This window comes from Rhizobium lentis (genome assembly GCF_014200175.1).
GTDB classification, from domain to species: domain Bacteria; phylum Pseudomonadota; class Alphaproteobacteria; order Rhizobiales; family Rhizobiaceae; genus Rhizobium; species Rhizobium mulingense.
The window spans coordinates 991417-1013072 of record NZ_JACHBD010000001.1 but is presented as its reverse complement, the minus strand read 5'-3'; the positions used below and the strand labels follow the sequence as shown (position 1 = coordinate 1013072).

Below are 21656 nucleotides of genomic sequence, written 5' to 3'. Positions count from 1 at the left end.
GCCGGAAGGACGATGATGAGCAAAGTTACTATTGAATCAAAACGATCCCTCAACCGTCACGTCGCCGTCGTCGGCGCGCTGTCCATCGCGCTGGTGTGCGGCATCGGCGGTTGGGCGGCGACGACCGAGCTTTCCAGCGCCGTCATCGGCGAAGGCGTCGTCGTCGTCGACGGCGATGTCAAGAAGATCCAGCACCCGACCGGAGGCATCGTGTCGAAACTCCTGGTCGCCGAAAACGACCATGTCTCGGCTGGACAGGTGTTGATACGGCTCGATGGGACGACAACCAAAGCGCAGCTCTCGATCGTCGAAAGCACGCTGGCGCAGCTTTATGCGCGTCGTGCCCGTCTCAAGGCTGAGCGGATCGGCGCCGATTCGTTCGAGGTCGAGGAAAACATCAGCGATTTGATGACATCCAGTGCTGCCGCTTCCAACAAGGCGGCCTCCAGAAATGCCGCAAAGGACCTTCTCGACGGCGAACAGAAATTGTTTGACAGCCGAAAGTCGGCGCTCGTCGGAATGAAGAGCCAGTTGGCGTCGCGCAAGGATCAGCTGGCCGAACAGATCAAGGGTCTGGTCGTTCAAATCAACGCCACAAATGATTCCCTCGGCCTGATCGAACAGGAACTGGAAGGCGTCGATGCGCTCTACAAGAAGGGACTTGTCACACTTCAGCGCTTGAATGCGCTCAAGCGTGCACGCGCCGACCTTCAGGGCAGTAGCGGCCAGGAAATCGCCGCAAAGGCGGAGGCCGAGGGCAAGGCGATCGAAATCGATCGCCAGTCGATCCAGCTTGACGAAGATCGTCGCTCGGAGATTGCGAAAGAACTGACCGATGTCGAGGCGAAGATAGCCGAAAATGAAGAGCGCCGTGAAACCGCGCTCGATCAGCTCCGCCGTCTCGATATCACCGCACCGTTGAGCGGCAGGGTCCACGAACTTGCCGTTCATACGGTGAACGGCGTCATTGAGCCGGGCCAGACGCTGATGCTCGTCGTTCCCGAAAACGACGATCTGACCGTGCAGGCGAAGGTCTCCACCCGGGATATCGACCAGCTCCATGTCGGGCAATCCGTCGATGTGCGTTTCAGTGCCTTTGATCAGCGCACGACACCCGACGTGCGGGCCACGATCACCTCGATTGCACCTGATATCGTCAAGGATGAGCGGACGGGGATCAGCTACTATCCGCTGCGCGTCAAGCCGGAAGCGCAAAGCATCGCGAAGCTGAAGTCGATCAAGCTCTATCCCGGCATGCCGGCCGAGGTCTTTATCAAAATTGGCGATCGTACCGTCATCTCCTATCTCACCAAGCCGCTGACCGATCAGATGCAGCACGTCTTTCGTGAGGAATGATCGGCGGCTTCGCCGCGCCGCTGCTACATATCGCAGCCTCTGAGGTCAGCTTTGCCCATCCGGCTGGGGGCAAAGCTTGCCTTGCGCCATGCTGGCGGGTGACGGATAGCGCCCGCCGCGATATGGTCCCTTCATGATATGTTTGCGGCTTTGGCGAGCGGTGCCGACGGAGAGGCTACTGGCATGGGCGCTGGTTCTTTTCTTGGCCTGCCTCATCATGGTTTCAACGACCGGGAAGAGTAATGCCGAGAACCTTCCGCCTGTGAAAATCGTGGCTTTCGGAACATCGCTGACAGCGCGCGGGGGATGGCAGGCCGGACTTGAGGCAAAGCTTGCCGCCTGCCTGCAGAGACCCGTCAGGGTCGAGAGCGTCGCCAAGAGCGGCGAGACATCGGCCTGGGCCCTGACTCAGTTGGACCGGGTCGTTGCCGAAGCGCCGGATATCATTCTGATCGAGCTCTATGCCAATGACGCAACCGTGCACCGGTTCGTGTCGCTGGCGCAAAGCCGAAGGAATATCGGCGAGATCCTCGATCAGCTGCATCGGCGCCTGCCGCGGGCGCGGATCATCGTCATGGCAATGAACCCGTTTTCGGGCCTGCGGGGACTGATCCGTCCGTTCGTCGGCAGCTATATTGCGGCTCATCAGGCGGAGGCACGGAAGCGCGGTCTGGAATTCGTCGATCACCGGCAGGGCTGGGAGCGCCTCAGCCCGGACGATCTGGCTGCCGCAATTCCCGACGGCGCGCATCCGCGGCCCGATGTTGCTGCCAGGATCATCGTGCCCACACTCGTCGGACATATCGCCGGCCGCGATTGCGGAGACTGAATCTCCGCCTTCTCGCAAGTGTCCGCGGCCGGTCGCGGGCTCAGCCTGCCGCGAGATAACCCTTCAAATAGTTGACCAGCGACGTCCGGCCGCCATCGGACGGATCGTCATGGGAGGGACTGCTGAGGTCCTGAAGGAGATAATCCTTTAGCTCGTCATCGTCATGCGCGACATAGATCCCCGGCCGGTCGATGAGCTGGCTGACCGTGGCAAGTTGGTGATCGTTTCGGTGCTCGCCAAGGGCTGCCTTGCGGGGAACGAGAATGATTGGTTTGCCGAAACGTTTCGCCGTGAGCACGGTGCCGATGCCCGCGTGAGAAACGATCACGCTCGCCTCGCGAAAGACCCTGTCGAAGTCGGCAGGTTCGATATTCTTGATCCATTTCATGTTTTCAGGCGTGTAGGTGCCCTTGCCGATCTGCGCCAGAACCGGCCGAGTCAATTCTTTGGCGAAGGCGTCGACCGCCTTGACAAGGCGATCGAACGGCAGCTGCGTTCCGACGGTGACCAGGATCAAAGGACAGCTCCTGCGTAATGCGGGCCGTCTGGCCGCGACAGATGCTGCCATTGCGTGAGCCAGAGCGTCGCGATATGGCCGGCCAGTTTTCCCGAAAGGGACAACTTCTCGACATTGGCGACGCTATCGATCCAGATCGTGCGCTTGCCCGTCAATTTGCCGGCGAGCAGGCAGAAAAGCCCGGGCGCGGCACCCGTGGAGATGATGACGTCGGGCCTGTGCCTGATGACGATGGCGAAAGCGCTGAAAAAACAGCGGATCGACATGATGATGGAGTCGCGGCTGCAATCGGGAAGGACCAGTCCGTCCCGGATGTCGTATTTGGAAAGCAGCCCCGGGATCGTGGTTGCAAAAGTGATGTCGCAGCCCTCGAAGGCGCTGCGCATGGTCATCAGCTGTTCCCAATGGCCGCCCCCCGACGACGCAGCGAGAACCTTCAATTTTTTCTCAGCCATAGACAGGCATCTCCTATGTTTGACCGATGATTATAGGCAAGACCATTCCACCGAAACCGTGGCTGTAGCACGGCAGTTTAATCGAATTCTAACATCATTGGCCGGCAGGTCGAGCGCAGGGATCGGGAAAATTCTCAATTCGGGGCAGCAGACTCACCTGACATACTTATAAACGGGTCCTGCCATCGGCACTGCCTGAAGCGCCATCTTGGCCAAGATCGGCAATAACGTCCCTGATATCATCAATATAACGATCATGAATGCAAACCATGGCCCGTGATATGGCAGGATCTTCACATAGGTACCCTTGGCTATTCCTATGAAGATCGTATTGAGCAGATAGATCACCATCGAATTCTGGCCGAACCAGAGAAGGATCTTGTCATTCTCGAAAATCGGCAATCTCACCAGAGCGTGCAGGAACGGAATCGACGCTGCCCCGCATAGAAGAAGCCAATAGGGGAAACTCCGGCCGATATAAAGTGCGGCTGCGAAAACGATCAGCCAGACGACAATATATTTGGAGAATAGGTTCAGCGCACAGGCGGAGTATTTGCAGCTCACCATGCCGGCGGCGAAGAATACGAAATAGCTTAGAATTCGCGCGGCATAAAACCTCTCCGAAGCGGGAATGAAGAAGATCGCCAGCGAGAACAGGAAAAGGATGCCGATCTGCCGGCCGCTCAGCCGCCACAGGATGGGCGTCAGCACCGAATAGACGAAAAGCACCAGAAGGTACCAGATCGAAATGGTCGGGTTGTTGGGGCTGTTCGAAATCACCGCCCATGGGCCCTGCCAGAAGCCGCTGACGCCATCGTCGACGTGGATGAACATTTCGGCGAACTGCTTGCCGAAGACGTTGATCAGGCACATCACGATAAAGGGGATCAGCAGCCGGTCAAACCTCTTGGCGAAGAACGCGCCGAAGTTCCGGTCGAGCGCGTTGTGCGCGCCGGTGAAAAAGAACACGAAGCCGCTGAGATACATGAAGAACGGCATATGGAACGTGTAGATCGCTGCTTTTGTCGCCTGGTACCATGCCTGTTCGCCAAGCGTGCCCTGCATGACAAGATGGCCGTAGACGACCAAGAGGATGCCGAGGCCCTTGCCGCGTTCGATATCCAGCAATTTTTCGCGTTCAACGCTGACCGCGGCTGTTTTCGATTCCGGCACGGCCATTGGGGCGCTGGTCATTGCCTACTCTCCTGAAACTGGTTGTGAATGGTCGAAGCTCCGCTGCCAGGCCGATCTTCTCGAGAGAAGTCGCCGCCGACGCGGTGGGACGATGGGTTCCGTCGTCATGGGCAAGACGGAGACGAGGACCGGCCATAGACCGATCGGCGCGAGCATCATTCCCGCTTCGGTCATCGCGCCGATCATGACAAGCAGGATCAGGGCGACCTCTTTCGCCTGAACGGTCTGAAGCTGATGGCTCTTGTAGACTGCGGCGATCTTCTTGAAGATCCGCGTCAACAGGAAAGCGATCCAGCAGAGAAAGCCCGGAATGCCGATGTTGAGACAAATCTCGAGGTAGGTGTTGTGCAGCGAGCGGACGGTGTGGCCGAGACGGACATATTCCTCGACAATGTCGGCCTGCCGGAACGTGGCGAAGCCGTAGCCGAAGATCGGCCTGTCGTAGATCAGAGGGATCACCTGTTCCCAGATATCGGAGCGGCCCGACAGCGTCAGGTCCTTACCGAAAGCTTCCGCGACGGCCTGGGCGACGCCGAGATAGGCGATCGAGCCGGCGACGCCGATGAGGAGGCAGAGGAAGAGCACGATGAAAGCGCGGGCCATACTGTGTCTGACGTTCTCCATCATCTTCAGGCCGAAAATCGTGGCGAGACCGATCGCCACCATGACGACGGCGGTCGACGACAAGGAGACCACGACAAGGAGCAGGGTCAGCAGGATGGCGAGGCTTCTCAGCAAGCCGCTGTAGCGGAGCCTGGGGGAGGGCAGACGATGGGAAATAAGCACGATAAAGCAGATCGCGCAGAACTGTCCCATTGTATTCTTGTGATAAAACAGCCCCTTCACGGCTCCCGCCAGCGAACCGCCCATGATCCCGAAACGCGGGAAGGCGGCCGTATAGAGGACATTTGCGAAGGCGGAGAAAACGGCAAAATTGGCCAGGAGACGTAAGGTTTCCTCGTTGCCGTAGCGCAGTCGAAAGAGCAGGGGACCGAGCGCCAGCAGACCGACGGCCGCGGCGCCGCGAACGGAGGCGCCGAAATCGAGCGAACCGGCGAATGACACCACGATAGCAAGGATCACGACACAGACAAGGGGTGAAATGCCGCGGAAAAAGGCGAGGAAGCGGTTCGGCTCAAGAAGACAATAAAGGCCGATCAACGGGATCAGCGAATAAAGCATCAGCTTCTGAGGAAGCGGATCAATAGACACGCCTTCGTCGAAATTCGCAGGATAACCATACCACATGCCGGTGGCCCGGAGCAGGGCGAGGTAGAATATGCCCGTCAGGAGCAGACGGACGAGCGTCTCCTTTTTTATGCCGTGGCGCGGCCGTGCGCGGGTGGCCGGCCGCAGGCCGATATCTCCATCTCGAACATAGGTAGGGCCGACACTCATCCGAGGGCGCTCCTGCAAACAGTATCAGAGGGCGGCATTGGGCTTATATTCCTGGTATGCATGTCCGAGGATGCCGTTGACCATGCCGGCGCCGCGCAGCACGTGGGTGAGCGCCCGCATGCCCCAATAGGGTGAAATCACGATCGCCGGCAGCATGGCCAGCCCGAGTATCACTCTCGAGGCGCCATAAGCCGCCCGATAAAGCCTGCGCTTGGGATTGCCGTGCAGGACCTCGCTGACTGCGAAAGTGTTGCCGAGCCGGTATTGCCGCTGCAATACCCACTTCCAGGTCATGCGGCTGGCAGGAACGATATCATAGACGAGTGCCTTGTCAGCCCAGAAAACCTGCATGCCGCGGCGAATCGCCTGATTGAAGAAGAGATAATCGGTGCCGCCTGTGAAGCGCATCTTCTCTTCGAAGCGCAGATTCCATGAGCGGATTAGCGGATAATCGAACATGACGTTGTTCGAAGCCGCATAGGAAATGCGTTGACCGTCCTTGTTTTTCTTGCGCTCGAAAACCTTCGCCTTGATGAAGTATTCCGGTGGGTTGTCGGGATAAACGGGCTGGACGGGGCCGTAGACGCAATCAGCGCGGTTTTTCCCGCGAGTCTCCAGCATCGCATCGAGCCAACCGTCGACAGGCCATTCGTCATCGTCGAGAAAACAGAAGAGGTCGGTGTCGGCAGGGGCTGAATCCATGGCCCGGTTACGCGCAAAGGGTATGCCCTGGTTCGGCTCGACGACATAAATCAGATTATAGGCGCCCGTCTGGCCAAAGCCTTCGACGGTGGCTCTTGCGCTGCCGGCCGCATCATTGTCGACGATTACCATGGTCAGATGATAGGGGCGAGCCGGATGCTGGGTCTGGCGCGTCATCACGTCAAGCAGCTTGGCGATCCCGTCCAGACGCCGGTAGGTGAGCACACCGACGGCGATATTCAACGGCGACATGCCTGGCCGATCGGCTTCGGCCGATGAACGCGGGAAGGTGTCTTGGTTCATGACTGTCCTCCGCGCAGCATATGTCCCAAACGCTTGCGGGCGGCCATCAAGGCCACTTCGGTTGCGGCATCCTGGCCGAAGGGACCGCCGGCGACGATGTTGCGCGCTTCGCTGCTGAGCTTGAGCAGCGATGTCGTTTGCGCAATACCGCCGGCCACCAAGCTCTTGCCGAGCGCCTGCAGCCCGTCATAACGGCGCGCCAGTTCCAGCCCGGTGGCGATCATGATCCGCGGGCGAAGCGTCTTTGCCCGGCTCGTGCCTGTGTAACGGTTCGACGCATGAATGCGTTGGAATGTCAGCGGCGTCTCGACGATGGCGCCGCGGCCGAGATAGGCCGCTGCGAACTTGATATAATTGTCGCTGAGAACGACATCCGTCGCCACGGACATCGGCAATATCTGGGACAGCAGGGCGCGGCGGAAACTCAAGCCGGATGTCGGCACCGGAAGCGAAGGGAAACCGCCTTTGCGCAACGTCTCCCGCTTGTCGAACAGCGTCACCAGCAGCTCCGCAGGAGGAGGCTGGTCACCTTCGGCAGTCGTCACGCGGTCGAAGCACCAGTCGATCTCGTTGCGGTCATAGATCTCAGCAATCCGCGCGAGTTTGCCGGGCAGAAACGCATCGTCGGCATCGAGGAGAAAGAGGATATCGCCGCTTGCGGCCGCAAAGCCCGCATTGAAGCTCGAGGCCTGGCCGCCGTTTTCCTTCAACACAGGCAGGATCTGTTCCCCATAGGATCCGAGGATCTCCCTGGAATCATCCGTGGAGCCGTCGTCGACCACGATCACTTCAAAGTCGGGATAGGTCTGCGACAGAACGCTGTCGATGCATGGGCGCAAAAAGCACCCGTAGTTGAAATTATTGATGAGCACCGAGAGTTTCAAATTACCGCCTCCTGGGCCAATCGATCATCGCGCTAGCGTCGCGGACGCGTATCTGCGAATTCCGGCACGATACCCACGCATGTAGTAATACTTCCAGATAGCCCAGAAACGCTTCTTCGATTGCGGCAGGAGATAGAGGATGGCTGCCCGAAATGCCCATTGCGCGCTTTCGATCCAGGTCTTAACGGGCACCCCTGCGATCCTGGGGCCAGTTGGAACGTCTTTTGGGAAGAGTGCGGGAATACCGTATCCCAGCCGTTCGCCTCGCTTCTGAACCCAAAGTTCGTTCACGCTGGATGCAGGAATCCAGTGGTGAACAATTGCTTCAGCGCAATGATAGGCTTTCACGCCGCGCCCGCAAAGTCGCATGATGATTTCCTGATCTTCGCCCATGGCGAACATCCCCCCCGGCAGGGGTCCAATATCTTCCCTGTACCGAACGTCCGCACCGAGGGCGCTTAGTCGCACGGTGGTGTTTGGTCCCCACACGTTCGTCGGATCGCAGGGTCCGCTGGTGCGTGTATCGACGATGGCAAAAGTCGATCCCATGGGAACCCATTCGAGAAGGCGATTTCCCGTTGGCGAATGCTCCCAATTAGGAAGAATCTGGCCACCAAAAATACCAAACTCCGGGTTAGCCTCTGCGCATGCGGCAATCTTGCTCAACCAATCCGGGTTCGCTTCCACGTCATCGTCGGTCATAACCAGAAGCGTTCCTTTCGCGACGTCCAGTGCGGCATTTAGGGCACCAGATTTGCCAGGGGAAGGGTGGTCGAGAACGGTAATCGGCAGTCTTTGATCATAGCGATGCAGTAGCTCCGAAGTGGCGTCTTTGCTGTTGTTGTTAACTGCAATGAGTTCCCATTTCTCGGGAGGGAAATCCTGAGCCAGAAAAGAATCGAGAGTGTTTTGCAGACGCCTGCTGGCGCCATTGTAAGACGAGAAAATAACGCTGATGATCGGATTGCTCATAGGTCCTCAGACTTTTCAGGAAATTGAAAACCTTTCTTAGCGGGCCAGTCGATAGCGCTCGAATCTTGCCCATGTTCCTGTAACGACACGAAGTAATTCCGTCTCCGGACCGATCGGCCGTCCGGCAAACCACCACATCATGAACATTGACGTTAGGTAGACACCACCGCCGATTGCCACCAATCCCAACAGTCGAGGCAGCAGCCCAAATTCCGCCTGGAGAAACATTCCGACATCTTGGGCGGAGTAAACAGCAAGGCCCATCAAGACACACGATGTCAGCGACCGGGCGTTGGAAAGGATCTGCGCCAGGACCGGAATACCTATCAAGCTTCGAACGATGAAAAAGTTGAAGCCGATCGCGATCGTGCCGGTGAACATTCGGGCAATCAGCACACCATGAAGGCCCCCGAAATAAAGGCCGGCGGCAATAAGCGGCAGCCGAATGGCAAAAAGCTGAGTATCGCGGATGAACAGCATGCGCGTGCCTCCGAGGGAGAGCCCGAGCGGTTGAGCCAATGAGCCGAGAGTCTGGAGAGCGTAGATCGATGCGAGGGCCTGGATGACTGGGACCGCCGCTAACCACTTCGCGCCCATGAAGAATTCGACCATCGGATAGGCAACCAAAGCCATTCCCACGCCGAGCGGAAGTGCGACAGCGGTTACGACGGCTTGTGCTCGCCTATAACCCTGACGCAGTCGCTCCTTATTGCCATTGAGTTGTGAAAAGGCTGGAAAAAGTGTTTGCGTCAGAGGCTGAGTCGCTTCGCGAGTGGGCATGACTGCCAGTGTATCACCAACCGTATAGTAGCCGACCTCGGTACGACCCAGCAATTTACCAATCAAAAGCTGATCGAAGCGCCAGTTGAGTGTGTTTACCACTTGGCTGAATGTCAACCACATGGAGAACGACAGCAGATCCCGATAGTGGACGAAGCGGATTTTCGGAAGGAATGGCAGCGCGGTGTAGGAAATCGCGATGCTGGCGATCTGCCCGGCGATTATGCTGAGCACAAGCGCCCAGTAGCTTCTGAAAAAATAAGCCACTACGATTGCCGTGGCGACCGCAAACAGCTTCTGTGACACGCTGAGCATGAAATCCTGCCAAAATACCAAGCTTTTTTGAAGCATGATACGGCGCGGATTGCCGAGGCCGCTTAAGCACATACTGAAGGCGAGCGCATACATCACGTTCACGAGATGGGGTTCGTTGTAAAAGGATGCAGCAGGTTGTGCGAAAATTGCAAAGACGACGCCTAGAAGGATGCCCTTCAGTGCTCCCAATGTCCAAGCGGTATGAAAGTGATCCGCAGTGGGTGCCTTGTGTTGAATCAATGCCTGCGACAACGGAAGCGCGGTGAAGGAGCCAACAATCGCCAAGAGCGTATTGCCGATCGCGACAACACCAAAATCCGACGGGGCGAGCAAACGGGCCAAGACAATTGTGGAGATGAAGCCAAGTAGGTTGACGAGACCTCTTGCAGCGGAGATCCACATGCTCCCTTTGGCGAGGCGTGACGCGATACTGTTCAAGATTTAGACCCCTCTACGACCTCGTACGGAGTATCGCTGCTCAGAGACTGCACGATGTCCACAGCTTCTTTCATCGTTGACGCTTTGAACACCCCATCAAAATCGTGGGTGAAGGCATCGATGTACGAATGTATTTTGCCGTAGTTATTATCGAGGCACACGTGCGGGATCCCGAGAAGCGTGGTCAAAATATGCGCGTGGAGGCGATCAGTTAGAACGTATTTTCCCGTCGACAAAATGCGCAAGCCCCGTTCGAGGCGGCTGGATGCCTGATGCCGATAAATCGCAAGCTTCCGGGCCGGCCAGTTGAATTTGCCTTCAAAAAGGGACTTTACCTTGCCGTAGCGAAACGATCGCGCTTCGAAACCTTCTGGATCAGTTATCCAGTCAACGGGATCGGGACCGTTCAGACGCCGATGTTCGGACAGATCGTGTTGCACCATTTCCTCATCATGGCGCAAGAGGGATACGACGTCATGTTGTATTCGTGTCCGGCGCGTTAAAGGGCCTAAACCGAAAGCGCAATCGGGGGCGAGCTTGGCGGATACACCGAGATGTTGCTTGGCAAATTCCAGACTGTTGTTATCTCGAACGAGCATATGAAAATCGGGATGACGCGAAAGAATTTTTGCTGTTCTTCCCGCTGCCGAAAGATCTAAATACTTGATTGATTGTGGCATCTGAATAATGCGGCGCCCGGTATTTTCCGCGATTACGCGTTCGCGAAATTGCTGCGCCCATCCGTGGATATCGCCAAAATTGCCGCCTCCTTGAAGGACGATCGGTCCTTCTGGAAGGGCGTCTTCCAGGGCTTTTCGGTGATACTCACGGTTGGTTGCCAAGTAGGAAGGAAACTGGCCGGTCGCCTCCTTCAGCAATTCAAGCGCTCCGAGCCAGATCGCCGTATCGCCGACGTTTCCATAGTTTGGAAACTCCATGAACGCATATCGAGTCCCGTAAGGAATTCTCTCTTGTAATTCCGCCAGGAGCCTGGTTCGATCTCTTTGAATAAGGTCCGTATAAATCATGCACATTTGCCCTATTCGTTAATTTTGTTTGGAATTCGTCGAAGCAACATTGAAAAGCCAACGTTTTGCCTTTCGCATTCGCCTCCGAACGAGATCGGCGACGAGGTAGGCTGGTGGAGATAGCGCAACGAGTGCGGGGAAATCTCGATTGGCCCAAAGATGCAACACTTGCGTGCGCAGGTGTTCTTCGATCGTGTGAAGCACCGGCGGCCTGAAATGTTTGGCGTGCTGCTTAAATGCGGTACCAATGAAAGACAAATCGCTCCGTTCCAGCGAATATGGGCGATAGGAATTCAGATGAAGCAGTTTTGCCGCAGTTGATATTTCGAGATAAGCTCGTTCCTCTGTGGATAGCGATGCGGAGGTGAGCTCGAGAATTGACGCCAGCGTTTTCGCCGCCTTATATGATGCGCTGAGATTTTCGGAAAAATCGATGTCCTGTTGCCCTCGCGAACGGCGCTTCGCAGAAAGCGCCGCCAATTGTGAGGAAACTGCCTGGATGCGGCCGTTTACGATCGACGAGCTTGAGATGCTGCTCTCGTGAAAACGGTATTCGCCAAGAATTTCGGTGAGATTATGAAGCCGTCCGACTTCACGTAGTCTCCAATAGAGATCCGTGTCCTCCGCATGAACGACATACCGATAACCTCCGACGCGAACGACAGGCTCGCGGCGAACCATCAACATTGGATGCATCAAATAAGGTTCGGTTGACGGAATAGAGTCCATGTCGGCGATGATTTCGCCAAAACGAGTTTTCGTTCCAAGGCGATCGCCCTGCATGTTGATGTGCCAAACGTTGGCGCCGACCGCAACGCAATCGTCGTGCTGTCGAAGATAAGAGCATTGCTTTTCAAGACGATCTTCGAATGCGATGTCATCTGCATCGTGTCTCGCAATGAATTCCGCATCACATGCAGCAAGGCCAACGTTCAACGCGTCGACGATCCCGCCATTTTCCTTGTTGATGACAGTAATCCGTGGATCGAGGCGAGCAATTCCATCAAGCAAATGGCGAGTTCCATCAGTCGATCCGTCGTTGACGATGACAATTCGGATATCGGTAAGCGTTTGCCGTTGAATTGATGCAACCGCGCTCTCTATCGTTGCCTCGCCATTATAGACCGGAATGAGAACGTCGATCGTTTTAGGATTTGTCACTATCGGCTCCTGCTCGTCTTTTTTCGCCGGGACATGCTCAACTGTAGTGAAGCTGTGCCCGCCGGGATTCTCTCTAGTTGCTCATGGTTCCGCGCTGCGCCTGCGTTTTTTCCGGATAATTCTCTTTAGCATCGCAAGTGGGATATCAGCGTTTGAGCGGTCAACCAAGGCGGACCAAACCAGGCTCGCGTAGCGCCGCTCCAACAAGTTATTGGCGCACCGGCGTTCAACCGAAAGACGGATGAGCGCCCGGCGTCGCTCGATTAGAAGATGCTGGGTCTTAGGGTCTGCGATGAGATCCGGCTCGCGTGAAAGCCTGTCCATGGCTTGGATTTGGCCCTTGTAGTCAATTACAGTTCTGCTCAAGCCGGAGGATCTCGTCGTGTATAAGTATCCGGGTTCCCGCAAGAGAACGAAACGTCCTCCATAACGAAGGATGTCTGTATATATCAGGAAGTCTTCTCCATGCCTGCAGTCGGTGCGATAGCTGATCGCATGCCGATCGAGAAACGAACGCCGATAGAAAGGCTTCAGGAGTCCAAAATCGGCTTCGGGAGCGTACGGACGAGCTTGTTTCAGGAAGGCATGGAGATCTATGATTTGTTCGCGCGGTAACGATCGAAGAGCTGGATTTCCAGTTGAACCTGCAACAGCATCAAAATAGACGAAGTTATCCGCAACAATATCAGCGTTCTGCAATTCACCCAGAACGAGCAGGCGCGATAGTCTGTTCGGCAAGAACGCATCGTCTGCATCCAGCACAGAAATCCACGTTCCACGCGATGCCGCAATGCCCGCGTTGCGGGCGGCCGACGGACCGCCGTTTTTTTCAAGCTGAACAAGCCGGACCCGCTTGTCTTGCTTCGCCAGGGCGCGGATAACGTCGGCGCTGTTATCGGTGGAGCAATCATCAACCACGATTACTTCAAGACTGACGTCCTCTTGCGACAGGGCGGAATTGATTGCTCGATCTACAAACGGCGCGCAGTTATACGCCGCAATAACGACCGACACGTCAATTCGTTGAAGTTCATACATCAGTTGAACGTACCTTAATTACGAAGCAAGTGTGGGGCACAGCGTCAGCTTATGCTGCTTAGTGCATCGAAGAGCTTTTGTGCTTGTTTTCGCTCGTCATAGTGTTCCTCGATAATGGCGCGCCCCTCGCGTCCCATCGATGCAATTTTTTCTGGTTGCTCCGCGAGCGCCTCCATGGCTGCGCATAGTGCCTCGACGTCGCGTTCAGGCACCAGCAAGCCGGATCTTCCGTCTGCCACGAGTTCCGGGATACCGCTATGGTGCGTGCTGATAACCGCAAGACCCAGCGCCATGGCTTCCATGATAGCAACCGGTATTCCCTCCATATCGCCATCGGCAGCAACTACGCTTGGCAGAACAAATATATGAGCGTCGTTCAGAAGCGTTCGTACTTCGTCATGCTGTACGCTGCCGTGCAGCACCAGGCGGTGACCCAGCATAAAACCGTCCGCAAGTTCGCGAATATTTTCGAACAATGGACCGTCGCCAATCATGTCCAACCGAACGTCGAGATCCGGCTTGTTCGCAATCAACCTGGCGAACGCCTCGATGACGTAGCGATGACCTTTCTTTTCGGTCATGCGGCCAACGGAAATGAAGCGCAGGGGGGCATCGTGTCGCTTTACCCGTTCCCTAAAGCGGAAGGCGCTACAATCGATGCCAAGGCGCTGCGTCCGGATCTTCTGAGGTGATGCACCAAGTTCGATCAAACGGCGGTGCCAGAGATCACTAATGGGCAAAAGAAGATCTGCCTGTTCGAGCAGGTCGTCGTATATGTCCGCACGCTTGTCTTTCATAAATTGTGTGAGGTCGTAACCATGGAAGACGGTCGTTAGCGGAGCATCCACCAGCCCTGCCTTCTTCAACTGCGCTACGACAAGACCGGCGGTACCGAAATGGCAATGAATGACAGCCCTATTTTGCTTTGGCTGGAGCATCGTTGCAAGTATAACTCTAGTCGAGAGCGGTGTACCATTGCCTGTGCCTCGCCGCTCAGCGATGGATAATAGGAGGCGAAAAGATGCCTTCAGCGGCAGCTTGAACAGGTTTCTCAGTAATGAAGAGACCCTTTTAGCCCTATTGGATCTACCTGTCCCCTCCATGGCATAGCGGATGTCGGTAAAGCCATATTTCTTGGGTAGATCAGATGGGCTGCTGGTTTCCTGTTTCTGAGCTACAACATGAATTGCGACTCCGATGTCACGTAACCCCCGCATTTCATTATAAACGAAGGTTTGACTTAATTCGGGAAAGTTTCGAGAAAAATACACGACATCAAATTTTGGCATATCTTTCCCAATATGCTTGCTCTCATTTTCCACATCGACAGCAGCCAAATTATTTAACTCCCGCGGTGGATCTATTGTTGGATTCACTGAACTGTTCAATGATTCCCTTTCTAAGACTTTGATTCCATTTCAATTTAAAGGCTAACCTGCTTCTTGGCATGTACCGCATGATTTGAATGGCAGGTTTCATTGCCGTCCATGTCAAAAATGCTCCGACGGGGATACCTTTAACTTTGAATTTTCTATCAAAAAGCTCGGATCGAAGGATAACCATGCCCTTCCCGTAGCGCTCTGCTCGCCCGAGAATCCAGCTCTCCGACACGTATTCCTTCTTGATTATATGCCTAACCTTGGGCTTGGTAGAGTGATAGGCGCGCCCGCCGTTCTTCTCCAGGCGCAGGGCAAACGCGGTGTCCTGTCCCATGGCGTATTGTTTAACAACGGCATTGGGGCCGAGATTGGCGTGAACGACATAGTCCTCGCCGATGATTGAGCGACGGAACGCCGAATTCGGGCCAAAGATGAGATAGGCCGGAATCGGACCGACCTCAAGTTCGCTGTTGACGGCGTAGAGAATGCTCATGTGAGCATATTTCAAAACCCAATCCTCGGGCTGCTGTTCCCATTCCGGCAGAATTAGCCCGCCGAACATGCTATAGTCAGGCTGCTCCTCAGCAAGCTTTACAAATTGCTCGACCCAATCAGGCTCCGGAATAACGTCGTCATCCGTTAGAATGACGAGTTGACCTTCCAGATGTTTGAAGCCGGTCGCAAGCGCGTTTTCCTTACCTTGCTTGGACTCGAAATAGACTTCCAGTGGAAGCTTGGCCTGGAAGGATTTAAGGACCCGGGCTGTGGCGTCCTTGCTGTTGTTGTCGACGGCCACGATCTTCCACTGATCGCGCGGAAGCGTCGTCTTGGTCAGAGCCTCCAACATCCGGGGCAGCGTCTTTGCGCCATTGTAAGTCGAAAAAAGGATGGTGACCTTTATCGTGCTCATATTGTTCTCATATTGTTCTCTCCGACGCGTCCGAAGGCCGCTCAGCTTTCCTGAAATTTCGCATCGGGCCGGCATCCGCTGTCAGGATCCATGCGGCCATAACGCGAAATGATTTTGATGTCGCTGCGGATTATTTTTGCCGGATTGCCGGCGACAAGCGAGCGCGGCGGCACGCTCTTGGTCACCACCGAGCCCGAGCCGATGACGCATTCGTCGCCGATTTCGACGCCGGGCAGAATGATGCTGCGGGCGCCGATGAAGCAGCGTTTGCCGATCCTCGTGTGCAGATAGAGGCCGCGCGTGAGGTCGTGGGTCAGGATCGCGGCTTCGAAGGCGACATAGGTCTCCGCGCCGATGTGCAGGCCTTTCGGGTTGGTCTTATCGAACCGCACGCTTAAGGAAAAGCTTGCCGTCGGATCGATGTCCATTCCCCAGAATTTCGTATAGTAGAGCCACTTGGCCCTGACGATTCCGTTCCGCAGCGGCCGAAATACGTTCAGTCCCCACTTCGGCTTCTTTCCTGTCTGCACCATCAAGTCCGACCCCGGCTCGAAAATTCGTCTAGCACGGAACTGTAATAGTCCTCGAGCATCCCCGTTTGGCGACGTATGTCGAAGCGCTCGGCCACCAGAAGCGGTGCCCGCGCGCTGAAGGCTGTCCACAGGGCCTGGTCATTGAGCAGCCGTCCGACCGCTTCCGCCATTCCCGCGACATCCCGCTCCTCCACGAGATAGCCAGTTTTCCCCTCCTCGATCGCTTCGCCCACGCCTCCCGAGCGGAATGCGACGACTGGAGTGCCGACGGCCTCAGCCTCGAGATTGGCGAGGCCGAACGCTTCTGCGTGACCATTGTCGAGGGTCACGCTGCCGTGGAGATAAAGCTCTGCACTGGCCAGCAGGTCCCTTATCTCAGTCTGCGACAGATTTTCATGGATCGTGACGCTTGGCAAGGAACGACGCGCCAGCGCCTCGATTTCCCCTTTCAGCGGTCCCTGACCCACCATGACGAATTCGACCGGCGTGCCGGTCGCCGCCACGCGCGACAGCGCGTCGATCATGAAGCGGTGGCCCTTATAGTCGACGAAACGGGCGATGGAAACCACCAGTCCCTTTTTTCGGGGACGAGGCTCCATTTTGAAGAGATCGAGATCGATGCCGATGTGGTGGCGAAAAACGCGGTCGGCGCGGAAACCGAGCGCCAGCAGCCGGTCGCGGATGAAATCGGAAACGGCGATGTTCCAGCTGTTCCAGCCGGCCATTTCGCTGCGGCCCTTGGCGAAGAAGCGCACCTGGTTGAAGCCGCCCGGTTTTTTCGGATCGCCGCGATAGGTGGCGTCGAAGCCGTGAAACGTCGTCACGAGCGGTTTGCCGGCGGCCCGCGCTAAGGGACCGATGACATAGCCGTTCTTGCCGAAATGCGCGTGAACGAGGTCGGCCTGGCCAATCGCGGGAAAGAGGAAAGGCAGGCCGATCTGTGGAATTTTCAGCAGAAGTTCGCCGGCCCGCGCGATCGGCGACCGGCGGATGTCGTGAACCGGAACAGTGGATTTTCTGGTGTGGGCCGAGGAAATTCGCGTGCCGGCAAGAATTTCAGCCTCGAACGAACGAAACGCTACCGCCTGATTGAGAACAAATGCCTGGCTGGCAGGCAGAAATTTTTCCACATAAATAACTGCCTTTTTCATGAATCTGCCGATGTCTCCGTTGTCTTGCGCATCACATCGCCTCTATTGCCTGCCTGATGCCATCAGCTGAACTGCGCGGCGCGTTGTTTTCATCATAGAGATTAATGCGTTTTGTGCAGGCTCCATCGGCATCGGTCCCCGTTTCATCGGGCTCGCCGTATTTTTCCGACATGCCCCATACGGTGACGCCTTGCAAGTCGCCGCGTTCGGCCGCCACGGTGATCACGTCGCGGAAAATATCGGCGTAGGCGGCCTGCGTGAAGCCTTGGTCGTGCTTCAGGAAGCGGCAGGACGCATCGAGTTCGGTGATATAGACACCGATACCCATATCCTTCAGAGCCGCGCAAAATCGCCCCATTCCCTCCGGATCTATCCGGTCGAGGCCCGGGCGGAAATGCGCCTGCAGCCCCACCGCGTTGATCGGCGCCTTCCTGGTGACGAGATCCTCGACGATTTTGAGAATGTGCACGCGTTTCTGTTCGAAGATGGCGGATTTTTTCTCAAGATGCGTTTCGTTGAGAACCAGCGTTGCACCCGGATCGGTCTCATGCGCCATATCGAAGCTCATGCGAATATAATCGTCGCCGAGAAGGCGTCGGAAAACACAGTTCCGCAGGTCGGGCGCATCATATTCCAACGGCTCGTTCACCACATCCCAGGCATCGATCGATCCCTTATAGCGAGCGACAACCTGTTTTATATGACGGTTCATGACCGTCCGGAGGCCGCGCGCGTCGGCGATCTCCGACACCCAGTCCGGGACGCGATACCAGATCAGCGTATGCCCATAAACCCTCATGTTGTTTTTTCGCGCGAATGCAACCATCCTGTCGGCGCCCGCGAAGGAGAAGATGCCTGGGCTCTTTTCCGTCGCTTTCCACTTCAATTCGTTGCGTGGCGTTATTGAATTGACGTTCTCGACATAGAGTTCGCAGGCGCCCGGATCGCCGATATTTAGTAAGTCGATTGCCGATCCGAACCGCAACGATTTGCTGTCGGCAAGGGCGCGCAGCCCTGGTTCCGCCGGCACCCTGGGCAGGACCGCGCCCGCCTGGACATAAGACAGCGCGAGCGGAAGCGAAGCGAGGAAACGTCTTCTGTTCATGCTATTCCTCGCTGTGGGCTTTTCTCATCTTCGCGACGGAACTTGCTGCAGCAGGGTCGGTTTTCGACGGTTCCGTTCCGATCTGCGTTTACTTTGGTGGAGTAGTGCAACCTCAAATATACTTTCCCAGGAGCGAATACTGTATCCGCTAGACTCTTCAGTCTGTGCCAAGAGATAGATCTTCCCGGAGGGCGCTCGTGATGGAAGATTGGTTCAGCTACGCGTGATGAGCTTTTTTTCATATGGCATTTCAAAATGCCGTTTTTTTATGGCGCCCCTTCGAAACGCGCTCTCTCGTCTCGATGACCTGCAGCTCGCAGCCGTGTTTTCAGCGTCTTCGGCGTGTTCCTACCCTCCTTGCAGCTGGGGGAATGTCACGACGGCTGCGCCCGCGCGGCGGATGCCATTCGCCTGTTGAACGACGACCTTGGCCAGGGCGCGCGCAGGATTTGAATGTCTAGCGGCAGCACGACGATGCAGGTCCCATGGCCCGATAGACCGGTCACGCGTGCGCCCTCGACCAGCGTCCGCAGCTACTTCTTCCCGTCTTATTGCCCTGATGCCGGCGCCGGTTGCGCGGGGTCAGTTTCAGCCGTCGGCTCCGGTGATGGAAGCCAGGTTCTGTCGGAAAAATAATCTCTCGTTCTCTTTTGAGGTCCGGACGCCGCATCCAGCGAGAGCGTAAAATTGTAACGGTCCGGATTGAGCACCTCGCGGCTGAAGGTGATGCTGGCGCCGAAGCCGTCTTCCTTGATGTCCCTCAGATTCTTGATTGCGCTCAGGGCCTCATGAAAATCCAGCCATTGCGGTTGGCTCAGCATGACCTCGAAAATCCGCAGGATGTTCGGGTCGAGCTGGCCATATTGGTCAGTCTCTGGATTGACGATCTTCACGCGCATGTTGTTGATCGTGCCGGCGGCGTCACCGCGAACGATGACGAAGATGGAACTGGGAAGCTGATCCTTTTCACGTTTGCCGTTGTGTTCGAAAAAGCATTCGAAGGTATCGGCGTTGAAGCTCGCTGCCGCCCATTCGCTGGTTTGGATGCCGGCGTGGCGCAGGGCCGCGCACATTTCCGCTCCTGAGATGCGCCACGTCCGGAGAAAGGTTGATGCGGTCTGCGCCATAGGCGGTTCGGTGGCAAGTAGGGGAAACCTGACGGCGGCCGGTGGTGCCGGGCGGGGAAGCGCCTTCGGTGTCGGCGGCTTGACCTCATATGAAAAGAGATCGAGGCCGAAATAGCGATCGATCGTCCTCAAGTGCTTCATGTCGTTGGAAAGAAGCACGGTTCCGATGATGAGCGACAGGGAAATCGTCAGCAGCAACCAGAAGACCACGGGAATCCGTGGTTTTCCCACTGGCTGTTTCGCATATGCGGGCGACGGATTCTCGGGCAAGCTTATCTTCTCCGAGTACGCGAGAAGGGTTTCATTTGGGCTGTCTAGATTCAGCAGTATACATCCATCCGTTAAATATCTTTGGCTTGCTGTTCGGCATTCTGCCGCGTCGGGCGTGTCGTCGGCAAGAAGCGCCCGCTTCACATCTGCCGGAAGCGGATTGGGTTCCCCGATCTTGATCCTTTCCAATGCACCCGCCGCTATGGCGCGGCGAAGATCGCGGATGATCCGCGGCCGTGACAGGCAAAACGGGGCACCGCAGTCTCCTATACTTCTCGGCCCCTTCCGGTTTTCTTGCTAATGTTCATGACATTTTAGAGAGCCGGGATCCGGTCCAATCTCAGTGCGTGCTGCCATCTGTTGATGCTGCCATCTTTGTTTTATCTTCGCGCAAAGGTTAAACTTTTTATTGCAAAACTACAGGTTATATTATTGATCTACATTTTGTTTTGGCGGGTATTACCCAATTTTCGACGTATTCTTCTATAGGGTCTGCCGCGAATTTGCAGAAGGAGAAGGATATGTCCGTCGAACTGGACGCGACCACCTATATCCACGCCAAACCGACCACCGCGCATTCCTACATCCTGCCGGCTGTGCTTGGGGTGCTGGAAGGCCATTTTGCCGGCTCGGCGAAGGCCGATGTCTTCGATCTGGGATGCGGCACGGGCGGGGCGGCCGCAGCTCTTGCGAAAGAGGGATATTGCGTCGTCGGCGTCGATCCTTCAAGCGACGGCATCGCCAAAGCCAATGTCAAATACCCCGGGCTGCCGCTGAATGTTGGTTCGGCTTATGACGAGCTTTCCGGGGAATACGGCACCTTCGACGCGGTGATCAGCCTGGAGGTCGTCGAGCATGTCTATGATCCCAAGGCCTTCACCTCGACGATGTATGATCTGGTTAAGCCTGGCGGCATCGCCGTGGTATCGACTCCCTATCACGGCTATCTGAAGAACGTCGCCCTGGCGGCGCTTGGGAAAATGGATGATCACTTCATGCCGCTGAAGGATCATGGACATATCAAATTCTGGTCGAGAAACACTCTCAGCACGCTGCTGCATGATGCCGGTTTCCGCAGTATTCGTTTTGAATATGTCGGAAGGATACCTGCTTTTGCCAAGTCGATGATCGCCGTGGCTGAAAAGCCTCTCTAGCCGACAGGGCCGCGGGGCCGATTTCGACAATCCGCCCCGCTCCGACTTTCTCGATAAGCTACTCCTCATATATATGTCATGACACGCGCCTGCAGTAATCCACAGGTGCTTCTACTGTGCGCGGCGCTGAAAAAAATCCTTACAAAATATTTACTTTTAGTTGCATTCTTGCTCGAATTCTCCATTATACAGCGGGCGTGCTGATAAAGCGGGAGACTTATTCACATGAAGGCCAAATCGCCGAATTCCATCGACGTCTATGTTGGCAACCGCGTGAGAGTTCGGCGAAAGACGCTCGGGATGACCCAGCATGGTTTGGCTCAACTTCTGGGCATTACCTTTCAACAGATTCAGAAATACGAAAAGGGGACGAATCGCATCGGCGCCAGCCGTCTCCAGCGCATTTCCGAGATTCTTCGCGTGCCCGTCGGCTTTTTCTTCGAGAACGGCGGTTCCGGGCCGATCGAAGCGCAGACGAGCGAGTTGAACAAATTCCTGTCGTCGAAGGAAGGACTGGCGCTCAACAAGGCGTTTATCGCCATTGAGGATCCAAATATCAGGCAAAAACTGGTGGCGCTGGCCAAAAGCCTGGCGGTTGAGGGCTTGCCCGACATCGACAGCGAGTTGCAGGATCCGGTCGTGCACAATTGAGGATAG

Annotated in this window: 21 protein-coding genes; 4 read left to right on the top strand and 17 right to left on the bottom strand. The window is 56.1% G+C overall.

The genetic code is table 11. From position 1 onward, the window contains the following. The first annotated feature begins 15 nt into the window (after nt 1-15). Nucleotides 16-1356, top strand: a complete 1341-nt coding sequence (locus tag GGI60_RS04895) for an HlyD family type I secretion periplasmic adaptor subunit (RefSeq protein WP_183912116.1) — start codon at nt 16-18, stop codon at nt 1354-1356. 133 nt (nt 1357-1489) lie between these two features. Then, nucleotides 1490-2185, top strand: a complete 696-nt coding sequence (locus GGI60_RS04890) for an SGNH/GDSL hydrolase family protein (RefSeq protein WP_183912118.1) — start codon at nt 1490-1492, stop codon at nt 2183-2185. 40 nt (nt 2186-2225) lie between these two features. On the opposite strand, the gene GGI60_RS04885 is transcribed toward GGI60_RS04890, so the two are convergent. From GGI60_RS04885 to GGI60_RS04805, 17 genes are all read right to left on the bottom strand, one after another. Then, the gene (locus GGI60_RS04885) at nt 2226-2702 is read right to left on the bottom strand and encodes a glycosyltransferase (RefSeq protein ID WP_183912120.1); all 477 of its coding nucleotides are present in this window, start codon (nt 2700-2702) and stop codon (nt 2226-2228) included. After that, nucleotides 2699-3157 (bottom strand): glucuronosyltransferase, encoded by a 459-nt coding sequence (locus GGI60_RS04880; RefSeq protein WP_183912122.1) that lies wholly within the window; start codon nt 3155-3157, stop codon nt 2699-2701. The genes GGI60_RS04885 and GGI60_RS04880 overlap by 4 nt, the downstream gene beginning before the upstream one ends. Nucleotides 3158-3310: 153 nt before the next feature. Next, nucleotides 3311-4351, bottom strand: coding sequence for an acyltransferase family protein (locus tag GGI60_RS04875; RefSeq protein ID WP_183912125.1), 1041 nt, complete (start codon nt 4349-4351; stop codon nt 3311-3313). A 3-nt stretch (nt 4352-4354) separates the two neighbouring features. After that, on the bottom strand, nt 4355-5749 hold the full coding sequence (locus GGI60_RS04870; RefSeq protein ID WP_183912127.1) for an O-antigen ligase: 1395 nt from the start codon (nt 5747-5749) through the stop codon (nt 4355-4357). A 24-nt stretch (nt 5750-5773) separates the two neighbouring features. Continuing rightward, complete coding sequence (locus GGI60_RS04865; protein WP_183912129.1) at nt 5774-6754, bottom strand: glycosyltransferase family A protein; 981 nt, start codon at nt 6752-6754, stop codon at nt 5774-5776. Beyond that, a complete protein-coding gene (locus tag GGI60_RS04860; RefSeq protein WP_183912131.1) occupies nt 6751-7638 on the bottom strand; it encodes a glycosyltransferase family 2 protein in 888 nt (295 codons plus the stop codon). Before GGI60_RS04860 ends, GGI60_RS04865 begins: the two co-directional genes overlap by 4 nt. Nucleotides 7639-7662: 24 nt before the next feature. Then, the gene (locus GGI60_RS04855; protein WP_183912133.1) at nt 7663-8610 is read right to left on the bottom strand and encodes a glycosyltransferase family 2 protein; all 948 of its coding nucleotides are present in this window, start codon (nt 8608-8610) and stop codon (nt 7663-7665) included. A gap of 36 nt (nt 8611-8646) precedes the next feature. Further along, complete coding sequence (locus GGI60_RS04850) at nt 8647-10143, bottom strand: lipopolysaccharide biosynthesis protein (protein ID WP_183912135.1); 1497 nt, start codon at nt 10141-10143, stop codon at nt 8647-8649. Beyond that, entirely contained in the window at nt 10140-11171 is a 1032-nt protein-coding gene (locus tag GGI60_RS04845; RefSeq protein ID WP_183912137.1) for a polysaccharide pyruvyl transferase family protein, read from the bottom strand. The genes GGI60_RS04850 and GGI60_RS04845 overlap by 4 nt, the downstream gene beginning before the upstream one ends. An 18-nt stretch (nt 11172-11189) precedes the next feature. Continuing rightward, on the bottom strand, nt 11190-12332 hold the full coding sequence (locus GGI60_RS04840) for a glycosyltransferase family A protein (RefSeq protein WP_312862789.1): 1143 nt from the start codon (nt 12330-12332) through the stop codon (nt 11190-11192). Between the two features lie 81 nt (nt 12333-12413). Next, on the bottom strand, nt 12414-13370 hold the full coding sequence (locus GGI60_RS04835; protein WP_183912139.1) for a glycosyltransferase family 2 protein: 957 nt from the start codon (nt 13368-13370) through the stop codon (nt 12414-12416). Nucleotides 13371-13414: 44 nt separating this feature from the next. Next, complete coding sequence (locus GGI60_RS04830) at nt 13415-14707, bottom strand: glycosyltransferase (RefSeq protein WP_246720297.1); 1293 nt, start codon at nt 14705-14707, stop codon at nt 13415-13417. A 1-nt stretch (nt 14708) separates the two neighbouring features. Then, a complete protein-coding gene (locus GGI60_RS04825; protein WP_183912141.1) occupies nt 14709-15659 on the bottom strand; it encodes a glycosyltransferase in 951 nt (316 codons plus the stop codon). A gap of 41 nt (nt 15660-15700) precedes the next feature. After that, nucleotides 15701-16192 carry a DapH/DapD/GlmU-related protein gene (locus GGI60_RS04820; RefSeq protein WP_183912143.1) on the bottom strand — a complete coding sequence of 164 codons (492 nt, stop codon included), beginning with the start codon at nt 16190-16192 and terminating at the stop codon, nt 15701-15703. Beyond that, a complete protein-coding gene (locus GGI60_RS04815) occupies nt 16192-17343 on the bottom strand; it encodes a glycosyltransferase (RefSeq protein WP_183912145.1) in 1152 nt (383 codons plus the stop codon). The genes GGI60_RS04820 and GGI60_RS04815 overlap by 1 nt, the downstream gene beginning before the upstream one ends. 31 nt (nt 17344-17374) lie before the next feature. Then, nucleotides 17375-18448, bottom strand: a complete 1074-nt coding sequence (locus GGI60_RS04810; protein ID WP_183912147.1) for an endo-1,4-beta-xylanase — start codon at nt 18446-18448, stop codon at nt 17375-17377. Nucleotides 18449-18996: 548 nt separating this feature from the next. Further along, nucleotides 18997-19845 (bottom strand): DUF6030 family protein, encoded by an 849-nt coding sequence (locus GGI60_RS04805; protein ID WP_183913837.1) that lies wholly within the window; start codon nt 19843-19845, stop codon nt 18997-18999. A 521-nt stretch (nt 19846-20366) separates the two neighbouring features. Here GGI60_RS04805 and GGI60_RS04800 point away from each other — a divergent pair. Continuing rightward, on the top strand, nt 20367-20999 hold the full coding sequence (locus tag GGI60_RS04800) for a bifunctional 2-polyprenyl-6-hydroxyphenol methylase/3-demethylubiquinol 3-O-methyltransferase UbiG (RefSeq protein WP_183912149.1): 633 nt from the start codon (nt 20367-20369) through the stop codon (nt 20997-20999). Between the two features lie 225 nt (nt 21000-21224). Next, nucleotides 21225-21650 carry a helix-turn-helix domain-containing protein gene (locus tag GGI60_RS04795; RefSeq protein WP_183912151.1) on the top strand — a complete coding sequence of 142 codons (426 nt, stop codon included), beginning with the start codon at nt 21225-21227 and terminating at the stop codon, nt 21648-21650. Nucleotides 21651-21656 lie beyond the last annotated feature (6 nt).

Coding starts and splice junctions, on each gene's coding strand:
- GGI60_RS04810 (WP_183912147.1), bottom strand. CDS start 18,448: ATGAACAGAAGACGTTTCCTCGCTTCGCTTCCGCTCGCGCTGTCTTAT.
- GGI60_RS04880 (WP_183912122.1), bottom strand. CDS start 3,157: ATGGCTGAGAAAAAATTGAAGGTTCTCGCTGCGTCGTCGGGGGGCGGC.
- GGI60_RS04865 (WP_183912129.1), bottom strand. CDS start 6,754: ATGAACCAAGACACCTTCCCGCGTTCATCGGCCGAAGCCGATCGGCCA.
- GGI60_RS04875 (WP_183912125.1), bottom strand. CDS start 4,351: ATGACCAGCGCCCCAATGGCCGTGCCGGAATCGAAAACAGCCGCGGTC.
- GGI60_RS04895 (WP_183912116.1), top strand. CDS start 16: ATGAGCAAAGTTACTATTGAATCAAAACGATCCCTCAACCGTCACGTC.
- GGI60_RS04820 (WP_183912143.1), bottom strand. CDS start 16,192: ATGGTGCAGACAGGAAAGAAGCCGAAGTGGGGACTGAACGTATTTCGG.
- GGI60_RS04855 (WP_183912133.1), bottom strand. CDS start 8,610: ATGAGCAATCCGATCATCAGCGTTATTTTCTCGTCTTACAATGGCGCC.
- GGI60_RS04800 (WP_183912149.1), top strand. CDS start 20,367: ATGTCCGTCGAACTGGACGCGACCACCTATATCCACGCCAAACCGACC.
- GGI60_RS04870 (WP_183912127.1), bottom strand. CDS start 5,749: ATGAGTGTCGGCCCTACCTATGTTCGAGATGGAGATATCGGCCTGCGG.
- GGI60_RS04825 (WP_183912141.1), bottom strand. CDS start 15,659: ATGAGCACGATAAAGGTCACCATCCTTTTTTCGACTTACAATGGCGCA.
- GGI60_RS04845 (WP_183912137.1), bottom strand. CDS start 11,171: ATGATTTATACGGACCTTATTCAAAGAGATCGAACCAGGCTCCTGGCG.
- GGI60_RS04815 (WP_183912145.1), bottom strand. CDS start 17,343: ATGAAAAAGGCAGTTATTTATGTGGAAAAATTTCTGCCTGCCAGCCAG.
- GGI60_RS04890 (WP_183912118.1), top strand. CDS start 1,490: ATGATATGTTTGCGGCTTTGGCGAGCGGTGCCGACGGAGAGGCTACTG.
- GGI60_RS04795 (WP_183912151.1), top strand. CDS start 21,225: ATGAAGGCCAAATCGCCGAATTCCATCGACGTCTATGTTGGCAACCGC.
- GGI60_RS04835 (WP_183912139.1), bottom strand. CDS start 13,370: ATGTATGAACTTCAACGAATTGACGTGTCGGTCGTTATTGCGGCGTAT.